This window comes from Desulfoluna sp. (genome assembly GCF_030145185.1).
GTDB lineage: Bacteria > Desulfobacterota > Desulfobacteria > Desulfobacterales > Desulfolunaceae > Desulfoluna.
On record NZ_JAQYWB010000063.1, the window covers coordinates 1 to 16,125 of the forward strand.

The 16,125-nt window shown below is 56.2% G+C and carries 12 protein-coding genes; 7 read left to right on the forward strand and 5 right to left on the reverse strand.

The window, feature by feature from the left end; translation table 11 throughout:
• The 3 genes from Q1Q75_RS17540 to buk all read right to left on the reverse strand — a co-directional run.
• A partial coding sequence (locus Q1Q75_RS17540; RefSeq protein ID WP_300673265.1) for a GntR family transcriptional regulator occupies positions 1–623 on the reverse strand: 623 nt, incomplete at its 3' end.
• A 192-nt stretch (positions 624–815) separates the two neighbouring features.
• Complete coding sequence (locus Q1Q75_RS17545; RefSeq protein WP_300673267.1) at positions 816–2,318, reverse strand: phosphate acyltransferase; 1,503 nt, start codon at positions 2,316–2,318, stop codon at positions 816–818.
• 613 nt (positions 2,319–2,931) lie between these two features.
• The gene (gene buk, locus Q1Q75_RS17550; protein WP_300673269.1) at positions 2,932–4,092 is read right to left on the reverse strand and encodes a butyrate kinase; all 1,161 of its coding nucleotides are present in this window, start codon (positions 4,090–4,092) and stop codon (positions 2,932–2,934) included.
• Positions 4,093–5,027: 935 nt separating this feature from the next.
• On the opposite strand from buk, the gene Q1Q75_RS17555 reads away from it, so the two are divergent.
• The 5 genes from Q1Q75_RS17555 (at position 5,028) to Q1Q75_RS17575 (ending at position 10,523) form a co-directional block, all read left to right on the forward strand.
• Positions 5,028–6,041, forward strand: coding sequence for an amino acid ABC transporter substrate-binding protein (locus Q1Q75_RS17555; RefSeq protein ID WP_300673271.1), 1,014 nt, complete (start codon positions 5,028–5,030; stop codon positions 6,039–6,041).
• A 399-nt stretch (positions 6,042–6,440) separates the two neighbouring features.
• A complete protein-coding gene (locus Q1Q75_RS17560; RefSeq protein WP_300673273.1) occupies positions 6,441–7,829 on the forward strand; it encodes an ABC transporter permease subunit in 1,389 nt (462 codons plus the stop codon).
• Positions 7,829–8,926 (forward strand): amino acid ABC transporter permease, encoded by a 1,098-nt coding sequence (locus Q1Q75_RS17565; RefSeq protein ID WP_300673275.1) that lies wholly within the window; start codon positions 7,829–7,831, stop codon positions 8,924–8,926. Before Q1Q75_RS17560 ends, Q1Q75_RS17565 begins: the two co-directional genes overlap by 1 nt.
• Positions 8,927–8,939: 13 nt before the next feature.
• The gene (locus Q1Q75_RS17570) at positions 8,940–9,698 is read left to right on the forward strand and encodes an amino acid ABC transporter ATP-binding protein (RefSeq protein ID WP_300673277.1); all 759 of its coding nucleotides are present in this window, start codon (positions 8,940–8,942) and stop codon (positions 9,696–9,698) included.
• A 21-nt stretch (positions 9,699–9,719) separates the two neighbouring features.
• A complete protein-coding gene (locus Q1Q75_RS17575) occupies positions 9,720–10,523 on the forward strand; it encodes a glycerophosphodiester phosphodiesterase family protein (RefSeq protein ID WP_300673279.1) in 804 nt (267 codons plus the stop codon).
• Between the two features lie 150 nt (positions 10,524–10,673).
• On the opposite strand, the gene Q1Q75_RS17580 is transcribed toward Q1Q75_RS17575, so the two are convergent.
• Positions 10,674–11,129 (reverse strand): LPP20 family lipoprotein, encoded by a 456-nt coding sequence (locus tag Q1Q75_RS17580; protein WP_300673281.1) that lies wholly within the window; start codon positions 11,127–11,129, stop codon positions 10,674–10,676.
• A gap of 547 nt (positions 11,130–11,676) precedes the next feature.
• Positions 11,677–12,357: a spermidine synthase gene (locus tag Q1Q75_RS17585; protein ID WP_300673284.1), complete on the reverse strand. Its 681-nt coding sequence runs from the start codon at positions 12,355–12,357 to the stop codon at positions 11,677–11,679.
• A 594-nt stretch (positions 12,358–12,951) separates the two neighbouring features.
• Between Q1Q75_RS17585 and Q1Q75_RS17590 the strand changes: the two genes are divergently transcribed.
• Both Q1Q75_RS17590 and dpaL read left to right on the forward strand, forming a co-directional pair.
• A complete protein-coding gene (locus Q1Q75_RS17590) occupies positions 12,952–14,700 on the forward strand; it encodes a sigma 54-interacting transcriptional regulator (RefSeq protein ID WP_300673287.1) in 1,749 nt (582 codons plus the stop codon).
• Positions 14,701–14,900: 200 nt separating this feature from the next.
• Positions 14,901–16,109 (forward strand): diaminopropionate ammonia-lyase, encoded by a 1,209-nt coding sequence (gene dpaL / locus Q1Q75_RS17595; protein ID WP_300673289.1) that lies wholly within the window; start codon positions 14,901–14,903, stop codon positions 16,107–16,109.
• Positions 16,110–16,125: the final 16 nt, after the last annotated feature.

The following is a 16,125-nucleotide window of genomic DNA, read 5'->3' on the forward strand; positions in this document are numbered from 1 at the left end:
TACCCCTGTTCCAAAAGATGCCGGGTGGCCAGAAAGCCCCCGTGGAAGTCATTGCTCACCACCTGGGGGGCTTCAATGCCGAGGGTATTGCGGTTGCAGAACACAAAGGGGATATCCCGGGCCTGAAGCTCCCGCAGCATGGAAAAGAGCTGTCCTTCCAGGTCTTCTTCGGGATTGGGCCGGGCCGGGACGATAATCACCCCGCTCACCCCGCTGTCCACAAAATTTCGCAGATAATGGGTCTGGCGGGAGGCGCGATTTTCGATATTGCCCACGATCAGGTTCACGCGCCGATCAAAGCTCACATGCTCGATACCCCGAAGAATGCCCGGGTAGGTATAGCTGCGGATATCCGGCAGCAGCAGCCCCAGGGATTGCAGGGTTCCGCCCGGAAGAGGCGTGGATGCCTTCTCTGCCACATAGGTTCCGGAGCCGTTTTTCGAATAAAGCGCCCCCTGACCGATCAGCTCAGAGATGGCCCGATCGATGGTGGTCCGGCTCACCCGGTACGTCTGCATCAGATCCCGGCGCGATCGAATCCGTGTGTGGGCGGGTGTGTGGGAAATTTCCGTTCCCAGACGGTCTCTGATTTCGCGATATATCACAGGGGTGGTGCGAGGCATCTCGTTTTCTCTCCGGCAGGGCAAAGGGTTTATGAACCAGGGCATTGCCCCTGCTATACCCCGTATCCACCGGCCCGGTCAATAAGGCTGACAAGCAGAGGATACAGAGGCACTCTCTGCGCCTGAATGATTTCAGTTAAAATCCACATCTGAGTGGCTGTGGACCCGTCAGCAGCACAAGCCCCCGGCTGTTTATCTGCGATCCTTCTCCCCCTCCAGCCAGTTGGAGTAAAGGGCCGAGGCGCAAATGGTGAGGAACTTGACAATATCGGAGTCGGAGCGGGAGGTCATAATAATGGGGGCCGAGGCCCCCAGCACCACATTGGCCACTTCGGCGCCCATGGTAAAAGCCCAGCTTTTGTAGAGGATATTACCGGTGGCGATATAGGGCACAACGAGAATATCCGCCTTCCCGGCCACGGGATCGCCGGTGATGCCTTTGGCTTTGACGAAGGACTCATAGAGGGCGAGGTCGTAGGAGAGGGGGCCGACCACGTCGGCGTCTTCCCAGGCCATCTCCGAGAGGTTTCGCTCAAACACGGTGGTCGGAATACTGTCGGTGGGAACCTCGTTGGCATCCAAAAGGGCCACCTTGGGCCTGGCCACGCCGAGGGACTTGGCCACATCAATGGCGTTGCGGACAATATCCACGCCGCTGGCCACGTCATCGCCGACAAAGAGTTCAGGGTTGATGCCGGGGTCGGTGAGCATGAGCAGGCGATCCACACCAGGGACTTCAAAAATCCCCACAAGCGAAAGCCTGCGACCGGTGCCGATGCCTTCGCTGCGGTTCAGGATGGCCTTTAAAAAAGCGTTGGAGTTTACCTTCCCCTTCATGATCATGTGCCCGAGGCCTTTTCGGATAATGGCCACCCCGGCCCGTGCTGCCGCCGGTTCAAAGGCATCGCCTTCCGCCGTCACCTCCACGTACTCATACGCCGCAGGAAACCGCAGCTCGCCCTCGCACCGCTCGTCGATCCACGCCCTTTTGCCCACCAGGTAGGCCTTGTCGATGATCTCCTCTTCGATGGCGAGGTTGATGGCAGAAAGGGCGGTCTTATCGGGAGAGATCACCACAATGTTGCGTCGGGAGAGGAGCTTGGCCGCTTCGATAATCGCCTTCATACGGCGGCCCCGGGTCCGGTGGACCATGGACTCTCCTTTATAAATAGAAGAGACCAGTGCCACCTTTTCCGTCACGGCATTCACCGAGTGGGGAAGGCTGGAGTCAAAATAAAAGCTGTCCCCCTCATTCAAAAGATGGGACTCACCGTCCACCACAATCTTCAAGGTCCCCTGCGTAATAAACAAAAACTCCTCGCCGTCGTGGCGACTGATCTCCACATCGGCGTCGTTCCGCCGGTAAATGGTCACCAGAAAGGGCTCCATCTTGCGCCCGACATAAGAAGGCGCCAGGCTCTCGTAGTCCAGGGTCCGCTGGTTTCTCACCACCACTCGATCGGCAACCGAGGTCTTGATCGCCTTCCGCTCCCGGTACTCCTTACCGTGCAAAAGGGCCGGAATGTCCGTTTTCAACAGCGTGGCCAGCTTGAGCAGATCCGATACCCCCAATGAAAAGGCGTCCTCTGCAAGTTCGTCAAACCGAACCGCATCAAGTCCGAGAAGCTCCATCACCTCCGCCTCGGAAACCCCTTCCCGCTCCATGTACCGCCTCAGATGCTTCCCTATACCCATCTCGCCCATCCTGATTTTTAATAAAAAACATGCCTCCGGCGGCAAGGTGTGCCACCTTGAAAGCAGGGTGCGAATGCTCTCAACCTTCGTTCCAACGGAGTCAACGCCATAATCGGCATCAGCGAAGCGAATTCATTAAATGAAGAACCAAGAACGTTCTTCCTGTTGTAACTATTCAGCTCATGCCACCCAATCGCCACACACCGATACGGCAGGGTCGGTGAAGAAGGAAACCGTATAAAGGGTCTGTCCTTTGGTAACCGTGTCGATGTGAAATGGGCCTTGATCATCGTTTCGGTCATTCAGAATCCAACAGCCAAAGCGAAGAGACTCCTCAGCCGATTACCTATTGCCCATAGCCGATGGACTATCGCCTATCGCCGTTTTGTTTCCCAACACCCGTTTTTACATGGCTATGGCCCGAACGGTGACCAAGGCCGTGAAATGTAGGGTGCACCGTGCGCACCGCTTAACATCCGACAAACCTGCAACGCCGCATTTTGTGATAAGTTTTGAGACGGGGCCGGCGGTTTGCGTGACGTTGAACGGTGCGGGAGCCGCACCCTACGGGCTGTCCACCACTCACCACTCACCACTCACCACTCACCACTCACTATTCCCCATACCTTTTCGCCTTCTCCCTACCTGTCAGAACACGCAAGGCACCATCCGTCAAGGCTTCGAGTTCGAATTCTCCGGGGACGGCGACCCCCTTTGCGATAAACGCCGTCTTTTTCATGATGGCTTTCACGATGCGGGCGCTGTGGGCCATGCCACCGGTGAGGACAATGGCGTCGACCTTTCCGTCAAGGGCGGCGGCAAGGCTCCCGACCTCCTTGGCGATCTGATAAACCATGCCCGTCCAGGCCAGAGACGCCTCAGCGTCCCCGTCGTCCATGCGCCGCTCCACCTCCCGGAGATCCACAATCCCAAGGTAGGAGAAGATCCCGCCTTCACCACTCACAACGCGCAAAAGAGACTCCGGGGTATACCGGCCCTCTTTGAGAACACGGAGGATGCCCGCCACGGGAAGGGAGCCGGACCGTTCCGCCGCATAGGGGCCATCCCCATTGAGGCCATTGTTGACGTCCACCACCCTCCCTCTTTTATGGGCCCCCACGGTGATGCCACCGCCCATATGAACCACGATCAAACGGGCGTCCTGATAGGGGATTCCCAGCACCCCCGAGACCTTGCGGGCCACGGCCTTCTGATTGAGGGCGTGAAAGATGCTCTGGCGCTCAATCCCGGCAAGGCCGGAGAGACGAGCGACCTCGTCGAGCTCGTCCACCACCACGGGATCAACGATAAAAGCCTCGCAGCCTGAGGAGGCGGCAAAACGGCGGGCGAGAATCCCGCCAAGATTGGACGCATGGCTGCCGCTGACCCCGATTTTAAGATCGGAAAGGAGGGCGTCGCACACCTTGTAGACCCCGCCGGAGACAGGGCGGATCAGGCCACCACGCCCCACCACGGCATCAAACCGCGCCTTGCCCAACCCCTGTTTTTCCAGCTCCCCCATGATGCAGGCAAACCGCATATCCTCCTGCTCATGGATCCCACGAAACAGGCCGATGAGTTGCCGGTCGTGGTCCACGCCCACGCGAATCATCTCGCCCTTTGCCATCGGATCCTCGGAAAAAGGCGAGATGGCCTGGCCGCCCTTAGCTGATAGCGGGTGAAGCGCCTGGCGTCGATGCGACAGGCAGGCCCCATGAATAAACACCCCGATTTTCGTCGATGTGGAACCGGGATCAATGGACAGAATTTTCATACGCCCTCCGGTAAAGCATCCAAACGTCAATGATGAGGGGGCCGCCTCGGCGGTCCGGGTGAAAAAAGACGTAACTATTCAGCTTAAGCCTCCGGTGGCCCTGCCGGGGGCTAAACTTTTGAAAAGTTTAACAAACAGGTCTTAAATATATATTTCAGCTTTACATCGACCCAAATGCGGATGTGATTTGGCCCGAGGAATCCGCCTACGCCCATGTTTTTGGGTCACCATTCGACCGACGTCAATGGGCTACGGCGCGACAAGCGATCCGTCTTCGCCTGCGGCTACGTCGTGACATGGGGACAAAACGCATTCGCAAGCAGCTTTCAAGGTGGCACACCTTGCCGCCGGAGGCTGCTTTTCATGAGCTGAATAGTTACAAAAAGACAACGCTCTGTAAGGTGTACAGCCAGATCGCCCGAATGGATCGGTAATAGCGCCTGCAAATAAACGCCCCAGCAGGCCACCTCAGGACGAGGCTAAACATTACGTTAACGTAAGGTTTAGCCTCCTGTCAAGCAAAGGAGAACCTGCGTTACATAAATTTACATCGTTCACAGATAAAAGGTTCGCCTCACCCACAACAGGTTTCTCTCGCTTTCCCTCCTCTCTGCGTCCCCGCTTTCGAACCGCTCTTTTTAACCTTCTAAGCAAAAGAACGCCAATGCCTTTATCCCTGTATAGTTAACCTGTAAAGGGCACCTCCAAGTCATCCATCCATGAATTTTCTAACGCGTTAAAAAACGTAGACAGGCAACGAATCCGGTGCTATTGGCTCATAAGGGGATTTTCACTTATGAAAATAACCCGACTTATATCCATGTCATTTTTTCTCTATTGATCTGTCTTGTCTCTCCATTCTGACATCAGACAACAGGAAAGGGGGGTTCTTCGGAACCTGTTTTACAAACCATCTTTTGAGGAGTTTGACGCTCATGAAAAAATTACTTTCGGTCTCCATCCTATCTCTCTGCATGGCGGCGCTACTGGCCGGACCGGCCTCCGCCTCCACCCTGAATGACGTGAAGGCCAAAGGCTTTCTCAAGTGCGGCGTGGCCCCCGACAATCCCGGATTTTCAGCCGTCGACAGCAAGGGCCTGCGCTTAGGCTTCGGCGTCGATTTCACCACGGCGGTGGCCACAGCCGTTGGAGTCGAGCCCAAATTCGTTCCCCTCACCTCCAAAGAACGCCTTCCCGCCCTGCAATCCGGGGAGATCGACCTTCTCTTCAAAACCACCACCATGACCATGAGCCGAGATACCCGCCTTGGCCTCGATTTTGCCGCCATCATTCTCTATGACGGCCAGGGCATCATGGTGCGCAAAGAGCTGGGCATAAAAAGTGCCAAAGAGCTGGACGGTGCCTCCATTTGCCTTGCCACCGGCAGCACCACCGAGCTCAACATCTCCGACTACTTCCGTCAGAACGGCATGAAATTCAAGCCCGTGGTTTTCGAAAAGCAGGCCGACGTTCGTAAAGCTTACGACGCCAACCGCTGCGACTGCCACACCACCGACGTCTCTGGCCTGGCCGCCCAGCGCAGCCTCATGACCAATCCCGCCGAGCACATGATCCTCCCCGAGATGATCTCCAAAGAGCCCCTGGGCCTCGTGACCCGCCACGGCGACAACCAGTGGACCGACATCGCCCGCTGGGTGGTCAACCTGACCGTGACGGCCGATGAAAAAGGCATCACCCAGGCCAACGTGGCCGAGATCGCCAAGACATCCAAAGATCCGGAAGTCCAGCGCATGCTGGGTGTCACAGGGACCCTCTGGACCGATCTGGGCCTCGACAAAGACGCTCCCATCCGCGTCCTCCAGAAAGTGGGCAACTACAACGAAATCTTCAACCGCAACCTCGGCCCTGACACGCCTCTGGGCATGCCCCGTGGCCTCAACAACCTCTGGAACAACGGCGGCATCCTCTACGCACCCCCGTTCAGGTAAGACAAACACGCCTCCGGCGGCAAGGTGGCGCCACCTTGAAAGCGGTTTTGCGAATGCTCTTCGGCGGCGGGTACTCCGGGTACCTCGCTTCCGCATTCGCATGACGGCTGAGGGATGGCAACGGCTGTCGCAAGGGCATGAGCTGCCGGTGCGTCAGTGCCAATTCACGGGTTGACATGAACCGGGCCCACTCCGGAGGGCAGGGAACAATCCCCGCCCCGCCGGTTGTGAAGGCGCACCCGCAGGCCTCGGGATAAAAACCTTCGCGACATTTTTTTACGGGCTCCGATTGAGACCGGTGTGTCAAACCCAGCTCATCAAATTTGCAAAAAGTTGGCCCCCGACAGAGCCGTCAGAGACATTATTCAGCTGAACAGTCATAACCAAAGGCTTTTTCACATGATCCACACAGACACCGGCCCCCAGAGAGAAAAGGTCGCCTTCTGGCGCGTTCCCGCGATTCGGGCCATCCTTTATCAGGCCCTGGCCATCGGCTTTCTTGTGGTGATGGCGCTCATCATCTACAAAAACACCCTGGCCAACCTGGCCAAGCGCGGGATTAAAACCGGTTTCTCCTTTCTCACCAACGAGGCGGGCTTTGCCATCGGAGAGACAGGAGCGATGCCCCTGCTTCAAGGCAAAACCCTCTGGCTGATCGCTGCCGTCGTTCTGGGGGGGGGCGTGATATTTTTTCTCTCCAGAAAGATGAAAAAAGAGGGACAAGAGCTCAGCGACAGCACCCCCTTGTGCCTTCTTGCTGCCACCCTTCTCATCGGTCTGCCCGGTGCGGTACTCTGGTTCTTCCCTGGAGATATTCCGACCCTTCACTACTCGGAGTCCTCCAACTACATCGCGGCCCTGGCCACCGGCCTGGCCAACACCTTAAAGGTCTCGATTGTCGCCTGCGTCCTCTCCACCATTCTGGGTCTTTTTGTGGCGCTGGCCCGCCTCTCGCCCAACTGGCTCTTAAGCAGGCTGGCCCGCTGGTACGTGGAGATCAACCGGAACATCCCCCTTTTGATGCAGCTCTTCTTCTGGTACTTCATCGTCTTTCAGGGCCTGCCCAGCGTGCGAAAAAGCATCGAACTCTGGGGCATCATCAGCATCAACAACCGCGGGCTCTTTGTCCCGAGACCCATCTTTCTGGCGGGCGGTGCACCCTTCGTCGCGGCGGTGGTCATCGCCTTGACGGCTATCTGGTTTTATCTTCGCTACGTCAAGAGACGCCAGGACAGCACGGGCCAACAGCTCCCCAGGATGCTGCCCTCCCTCGGATGTTTCATCGCGCTGCCGGCCCTCTCCATGGCCTGCTTCGGGACGCCCTTTTCTTTCGACATACCCCACCTTGCCGGGTTCAACTTCAAGGGAGGCATGACCCTCACCCCGGAATTCGTGGCGCTGGTCACGGGGCTGACCATCTACGTCTCAGCCTTTAACGCCGAGATCATCCGCTCCGGCATCGAATCGGTCTCCCGGGGACAACGGGAAGCGGCCTACGCCCTCTCCTTTTCCAAAACAGAGTCCATGAAACTGATTATCCTGCCCCAATCCTTAAGGGTGATCGTCCCCCCCATGATCAACGAGTACCTGGCCGTCACCAAAAACAGCTCCCTGGCCGTCGCCATTGGCTATCCGGACCTGGTCAGCGTGGGTGGCACCATCCTCAACCAGACGGGCCAGGCCATTGAGGTCATCGGTATCTGGATGGGGGTCTACCTCCTCCTCAGCCGTGTGATCTCCATGGGCATGAACTGGTACAACGCAAAAATCAAGCTGGTGGAACGCTAATGCACCCTTCTGACACACACACACCCGGGGAGACCCGCCTGCCGCCCAACGCCGACACAGGTCCCCTCGCCTGGGTCACCGAAAACCTTTTGAGTCCCTGGTACAACGCCATTTTAACGGTGCTTGCCTGTCTGATCCTCTATGGACTGCTTCACCCCCTCTATGTCTGGGGCATCAAAAACGCCTCCTTCGGAACCGTCTGCCCCAGCGGTCATGACGGCGCCTGCTGGGCCTTTATCCGGGACATGTGGCCCATCTTCATGGTGGGAACCTATCCCCATGAGGAGCGATGGCGCATCGTGATCGTCCTCGGGGTGGTGATCCTCCTCGCCCTCTCCCTGATTTTTAAAAAAGTGCGGCAATGGAAACCCATCTGGGTTCTCTGGGCGCTGACCCCTGCGGTGATCTTTTTCCTCATCCGGGGCGGCTCCATCACCGGTCTCACCCAGGTCTCCACCTCCCACTGGGGCGGCCTGATGTTGACCGTCATGTTCGCGGCCGTCGGCATGCTCTTCGCCTTTCCCATCAGCCTCTGCCTCGCCCTGGGACGGGCCAGCGACATTCCGGTAATTCGCGCCATCTGCGTGGCCTATATCGAGCTGATCCGGGGCGTCCCCCTGATCACCCTGCTCTTCATGGCCTCGGTGGTCCTCCCCCTCTTCTTTCCCCCGGAGATGGAGATCGATAAACTCCTGCGTGCCCAGATCGGCATCACCCTCTTCTTCTCGGCCTACCTTGCCGAAAACATCCGGGGGGGCCTCCAGGCCCTTCCCAAGGGCCAGGAAGAGGCGGCCCGGGCTCTGGGCATGGGCTACTGGCAGCGGATGCTCCTCATCGTCCTGCCCCAGGCCCTTCGCATCGTCATCCCCCCCATGGTAAACTCTTTTATCGGCATTTTAAAGGACACCTCCCTGGTGGGTATCGTAGGCCTTGTGGATCTCCTGCAGGTGGTCTTCGCCGCCACCGCCAACCCGAAATGGCTGGGTCACATCGAAGAGGCTTACGTCTTTGTGGCCATCTTCTACTGGTTCATGTGCTATGGGCTGTCGCGATACAGCCAGCACCTGGAAAAACGCTACGCGGTTGATAACAAATAAAGGACTCAGCACCATGAGCCATGAAACAACAGACGAAAACATCATCATTGAGATCAAAGGGGTCAACAAGTGGTACGGAAAGTTCCACGTCCTCAAAGATATCAACCTGAACGTACGCAAAGGGGAAAAAGTCGTGGTGTGCGGTCCCTCGGGGTCCGGGAAATCCACCCTCATCCGAGCCATCAACTACCTGGAGACCCATGAAGAGGGCGATATCATCGTCGACGGGGTCAAGCTCGTCGATGACGTCAAGCGCATCCAGAAAATCCAGCGCGACGTGGGCATGGTCTTCCAGCAGTTCAACCTCTTTCCTCACTTAACCGTCAAAACCAACGTAATGCTCGCCCCGATCTGGGTTAAAAAGAGCGCCAAAGCAAAGGCCGAAAAACGGGCCATGGACCTGCTGGATCGCGTGGGGATCGCCGACCAGGCCGACAAATTCCCCGGCCAGCTCTCAGGCGGTCAGCAGCAGCGCGTGGCCATCGCAAGAGCCCTTGCCATGGACCCCAAAATCATGCTCTTTGATGAACCCACAAGCGCCCTGGACCCCGAGATGATCAAAGAGGTCTTAGACGTCATGCGCGAGCTCGCCGACCAGGGCATGACCATGGTCTGCGTCACCCACGAGATGGGCTTTGCCAAAGAGGTGGCAGACACCATGGTCTTCATGGATGCCGGAAATATCGTGGAATACTCCACCGCCAAAGAGTTCTTCGAACATCCCAAAGAAGAACGCACCCGGCAATTCCTGGAGCAGATTTTAAATCATTAGATCACAAAGGATAAATACATCATGGTTTTCAACTCAGCCCACCGCGGCGCCCGGAGCCTTGCGCCCGAGAACACCCTGGCCGCCATCCAAAAAGGCTTCGAGGTGGGCGCCCACCTCTGGGAGACCGATATCTCCGTCACCCGGGACGGTTGCCTGGTTCTCTTCCACGACGACACCCTGGCGCGCACCACCGACGCCCTGACCCGGTTTCCGGGTCGCGACTCCTACGCCATTTCTGACTTCAGCCTGGAAGAACTCCGCCAGCTCGATGCCGGTTCCTGGTTTGTAAACACCGACCCCTTCGGCCAGATCAAAGCAGGCACTATTTCAAAAGATGAGCTCGAACGCTTTAAAGGCGAAAAAATCCCCACCCTCGAAGAAGGGCTTGCCTTGACCGTCGCCAAAGAGTGGCCCGTGAATCTTGAGATCAAAACCCTTTTGGGCTCTGCCGTGGGCTTTCCCGTGGTGGATGAAACCCTGAAAGCCGTAAAAAAGAGCGGCATCGCCCCGGAAAAAGTATTCTTCTCCTCCTTCGATCACCGCCTCCTCGATGAGATTAAAGAAAAATCCCCCGAGTTCATCATCCAGGCCCTCATCGGCGACAGCGGAGAACCCGAAAACAACTGGGGCAACCTCAGATATGACACCTACAATGCCAACCAGGCGCTCATCACCCCGGACCAGCTCCGCGCCATCGTCGCCAAAGGAAAAAGCGTTAACCTGTGGACGGTGAACGACCCCGAGCGCATGAAGGCCTTTATCGAAGCCGGTGTCACCACCCTCATCACAGACTTTCCGCAGGTGCTGAAAAAAATTTTGGAGTAACTGTTCAGTGACTGCCTATAGAGGCCCTTTTTTCCAAAAAAAATGGGGAGGCACAAGCCCCCCCACTTCAATCTTAAAAAAACAACCCGAGCCGTCTCGATCACATCGAGCCCACCCTCTGGTTGCGTATCACTCTTTTTTCAAAATCACTTACATCCCGCCAAACTCTTTTTCGATCTCTTTGTCCAGCTCTTCCCCGGCCTTTTTGGCCTGAAATTTCTGCCAGAGGGCCTTGTCATTTTTAAAGCTGGTGACCACGGCTTTTTTCGTGGTCTGAGCTACATTGGCGACCACTTCAGGCTGAAGCGCAACCAGAAGATAGAGCTCCTGATTCGCGTTATCCATAAACGCGTTCTTCACCTGGGTTCCAGAGAGATCCACCGATGCGACCTGCTTAGACACATTGGTGAATACCTTGTCCACGGTGGTGTCATCGCCCACGCCATTGGTCTCGGTGAAATTTTTGATCATGTTTTTCACTTTAACGTTCAAGGTACGCGCAATCTCATCGCGGGCATTGGAGGAGGCTTCAATGCGGGCAAACCCCATCCCGGCAGGTCCTACTTTGGCTGAACCCACGGCGCTGATCCCGCCTTCAGGGGGCATCAACACCCACGCGGGCAAATTACTGGTCTTGGCAACGGGAGCACTCGTGCACCCAACCATGACAAATGCGCAACATACAACCACTCCAACCGCTACCCCTAATCGCTTCAGCATCCTAATTCTCCTTGCAATTAATTCAGTTTACACTATTTGAGGTTCAAAGTGCTGGTGTCCAAAAAAACAATTTTCAATCACACGCCCTTGAACTCTCCACGTCTTTTAATAAAACACTATAAATACTTTTCGGCTCAACAGCCTTGTCTCTTTAAGCAAGATCTATTCAATTTTATCTATCGCCCAGCTAACCCGGATATTTCACGAGTTAGGTGTGCTCATATGCAAGGCATCAGAGCTGAAGATGTAGTGGTTTACCTCAAAGCTCTGATAACGCGGCAGATGAGTGCACCCGGCCCGCCCGAAGGGTGAGAAAATCAGACAGAATACCGTGGATTACATGTTGCATTTTTGAAACGACTGAAAATATGACTGCGAAGAACTGTCATTACGGATACAAGTTTCTGATATGACGAATAGGCTTAATTGGAGCCTACCCTTTCTTCTTCCCCAAAAACACCGCATGACGATACCCGCCCTTGCCCGGTCGCTCACAGGTGGTGGCAAAGCCGCCCTGGGTCATGCGCTTTGAAAACGCCTCGTCATAGGTTTCGCCCCACACCGCAAGGGTGCCGCCTGGCCTGAGGGCCTTGTGGGCGTTTGCGATGGCCCTGCTGCCGTAAAAGGGATCGTTGACCTTATCGGTTTTTGGATGGGGGCCGCGGTAAAGATCAAGGATCATGGCGTCAAAGCCTGGGGTGTTTTTCTCCCTGGCCGTTTTGCTGATCAGCCTGGCGACATCTCCCAGGACCACGGTCACCCTGGGATCGGAGACAGCGCCGTGGGTAAGCGATGCCAAAGGTCCCTTGCACCAGGTGACCATCTGTTCGCTGAGTTCTGCCACCACCACCTCGGCGGTGGCAGGAAGGGCATCCAGCACCGCCCGAAGGGTGCAGCCCATGCCCAGGCCGCCCACCAAAACCCGGGGGGCCGGATGGTTTTCAAGGCCCTTGCACCCGAGGGTCCCCAGGGCCATCTCCGAACGTTGGGCCATGCTGTTCATAAGAACCTGGGAGCCAATGGTGATAATAAAATCCCGTTCGCCCCTCTGGCGGAGCTCCAGGGTTTCGTTATCGGTGGTAAAGCGATCTAAAGTCTTCCAGGGTAACGCCATGGGGTTGCTCCTTAAAGGGCCACAGAGGCACCTCACTTAATTATAATAAGGATGTAAAAGACCCTGGGAGTGAATACCCTCAACGGGAGCCTCTTGCTTTATCCATCCTCTGGACCACTCTTCACACAATCCGCTGTCCTCAAAGACCGCAAATCAGTCGATGGCTGTTTTGCCCTGACTCATACAAAAAAGACGGGGGGACAACAAGAAGAATGAATAATTTTTCCCCGGCAACCGCGTGCGTCCGCATGGTCCTGTGCTCTTTTCATCTGTTTTTACAACACACGCCCCCTGAGATGCTTGCCTTGTCCCGTCAATCATGACCTCCCCGGACAGACATTATGATCTTTCGGTCGACCTCCTGCAAGGCCACGCCGGGGACAGATTCGGAGTGAGTGGCTGGGACGGGGGGATAGGCACCCCCGTCACCATGGCAAAACTAAACCACCACGCAGAAAAGTTACCAATGTTCCCCCTTGACAGATACGCGATAATATTGTGATTCTTAACGCCTTTCCTGGAAAATAGCGTTCATCATCCAGGCAAAAAACAGGGCTAAGCCCCCTGACCCAGCTGAAAAAAGGAACCCGTGGTATGCTTTTAAAACTTCAGGAACAAATCCAGTATTACGCCGAAACCATCTCCACGGTGACGGGGCTTGACGTGGATGTGGTCGACACCAACCTGATCCGAATTGCCGGGACGGGAAGATGCGCCAAAGGAATTGGGAAAAGCATCATAAGCGCGGGGAACCTTCTCAAGACGACCCTGAAGGGGAGCAAGCCCCTATTCATCGTCAACCCCCGCGAGAACGAAATCTGCAAAGGCTGCCAGACCAAAGCCGACTGCCATGAGCTCCTGTCGATCTGCGCCCCCATCTCGGACGGCAAAACCACCTTTGGAGCCATCGACCTGATCTGTTTTTCCCAGGAAGCCCGAGAGCGGGTCCTGAGCCAGCGGGCCATCTATTTAAATTTTCTTTCCCTCCTTGCCATCAGCATCGCGGCACGCGTCAATGAGAGGCAAGAATTTGAAGACATCAGCGACCTGCTGGATATCATGAGCCAGGTGGTCAACACCAACGACAAGGGAACCCTGATCTATGACGCCAAGGGAAAAATTGTCTATCACAACGAGCGCGCCAAAGAGATCTTACACAAGACCCTCCCTTCGCAATTTGAGAATTTTAGCATCACCCCGACGGGTTGTACCTTTTCTGACCTCAACGAATACACCGTCGAACAGGAGGGTCGGCAGCAGCTCATTGTCGGCAACTATGCCAAACCCCACTCCACAACCAGTCGCTTCTCGGAAATATTTGTCTTTGACACCATCCAGTCGGTGATTTCCCACGCCCCCCAGGGGGGTTCTGCCCCAAGCTTCGACAGCAGCCTGGACAACATCATCGGCCAGTCCCCGCTCCTCCTCCGGCTGAAAGAACAGATCACGGCCACCGGCAACACCCGCTCCTCGGTGCTGATCACCGGAGAAAGCGGAACCGGCAAAGAGCTTGTGGCCCGGGCCATCCACACCATCGGCGACCGGGCAAACGCCCCCTTTATCGCCATCAACTGCGGTGCCATCCCCGAGACCCTTCTGGAAAGTGAGCTCTTCGGCTATGTGGGCGGGGCCTTTACCGGAGCCTTGAGCAAGGGACAGATCGGCAAATTTGAGCTGGCGGAAGGCGGGGTGCTCTTCCTGGACGAGATTGGCTCCATGCCCCTTTATCTGCAGGTCAAGCTCCTGCGTGTCCTGCAAGAACGGACCATTACACGCCTCGGCGCGAGCCGCCCGGTATCTGTCGATATCCGCGTCATCGCGGCCTGCAATGACAACCTCCAGGACTTGATGGCGCAAAACATGTTTCGAAGCGACCTCTATTACCGCCTCAACGTCATCCCCCTTCACACGCCTCCCTTGCGCCAGCGCCCCGGTGACCTGGACCTGCTCGTGGACCACTTCATCACCAAGTATTGCACGCTGTTCGGAAAACAATGGTTCTCCCTGCCCGCAACCATCGTCCAAAAATTAAGGGACTATGACTGGCCGGGAAACATTCGTGAGCTGGAGAACACCATCGAATATCTCGTCAACATGGTCTCGGAGCAGGGCGTGATCAATGAAGCCACCCTCCACACCGGTTTTTTGCAAAATGAGAATTTTCACTCAAAGCCGAATCCAGACCCCGACCCGCAACAGCCCATACTCCCCTTGAGTACTCTTGAAAAGCAGGCGATCCTGCGTGCCCTGGCCTATTACGGGGACTCCACCAAAGGCAAAAAACAAGCGGCCAAGGCCCTGGGGGTCAGCCTGGCGACGCTCTACCGAAAGATTGAAAAATAGGCATATTTTCGACTTGCCCCGCCTTTTTTCGCAGTATGAGAATTATTCTCGTATTGCGAAAGAGCTTCACTCTCCTCCTCGGCCTTCATTTTAGATCAACGTGCTGATAATATGCGGTTTTATAAAATTGGTTTTTTTGGCACACTCTCTGCAACGTCTCCGTTACGTTCACAATGAGTTTACCAAAAAGGAGAATCACGTTGTCGAAAGTCGATATTAAATTCAATGAGAGCCGAAAAACTCCCGAAACGGGTGCGGATGTCTCAATATTAAGCCGGGAAATCGCTGAAAAGGTGCGCAGGTTTCACTGCACCTTTGACACGTATGCCCCCACCCCCCTTGCACGGCTGAGCCACCTCGCCGACCACCTTGGTTTGGGGGAAATCCTGGTCAAAGACGAATCCTATCGCTTTGACTTAAACGCCTTTAAGGTCCTGGGCGGTTCGTACGCCGTGGGCAAGCTCCTTGCCGACAAACTGGGAAAAAGCATCGACGAGGTCAGTTGTAACGAGCTGCGCTCCGCAGAAGCGCGCGAGGCCGTGGGCGACATCACCTTTGCCTCCACCACCGACGGCAACCACGGCCGGGGACTCGCCTGGGCCGCGGAACAGTTTGACCAGAAAGCGATCATCTACATGCCCAAAGGGTCTGACCCCATCCGTCGGGATAACATCAGGGCCCACGGTGCTGACTGCACCATCTCCGAGCTGTACTACGACGACTGCGTCCGCATGGCCTGGGACGAAGCCCAGAAAAATGGGTGGCTCACCGTCCAGGACACCTCCTGGGAAGGCTACGAAGAGATCCCCACAACCATCATGCAGGGGTACACCACCCTGGCCCTTGAAGCCCTGGAACAGATGCAGGCCATGGGGGTTAATCGCCCCACCCACGTCCTCCTTCAGGCCGGGGTTGGCTGCTTTGCCGGAGCGATGCTGGGATTTTTCATGTCCGTGTTCGGAAAAGACGCTCCCACCTTCATCATTGTCGAGCCCGAGGCGGCCAACTGCTTTTATGTCTCCGCCTGCGAAAACGATGGCACCCCCCACGCTGTCACCGGCTCCCTGGCCACCCTCATGGCGGGCCTTGCCTGTGGCGAGCCCAACGTCACCAGCTGGGAAATGCTGCGCGACTACCCCCTGGCCTATGCCTCCTGCTCCGACGACATCGCCGCCAAAGGCATGCGAATCCTGGGCGCTCCCATGAAAGGCGACCCCCAGGTCATCTCCGGAGAATCAGGTGCCGCCACCACCGGCTTCCTGCAGTGGGTCATGCAAGAGGAAGAGGGCCGGGAAGCACGAGAAAAACTGGGCCTTGATCAAGACGCAAAGGTCCTTTGCATCAACACCGAAGGAGATACCTCGCCTGAGACTTACCGCGACGTGGTGTGGTTCGGACGAAACAACTAATCCATCTGATTGATTT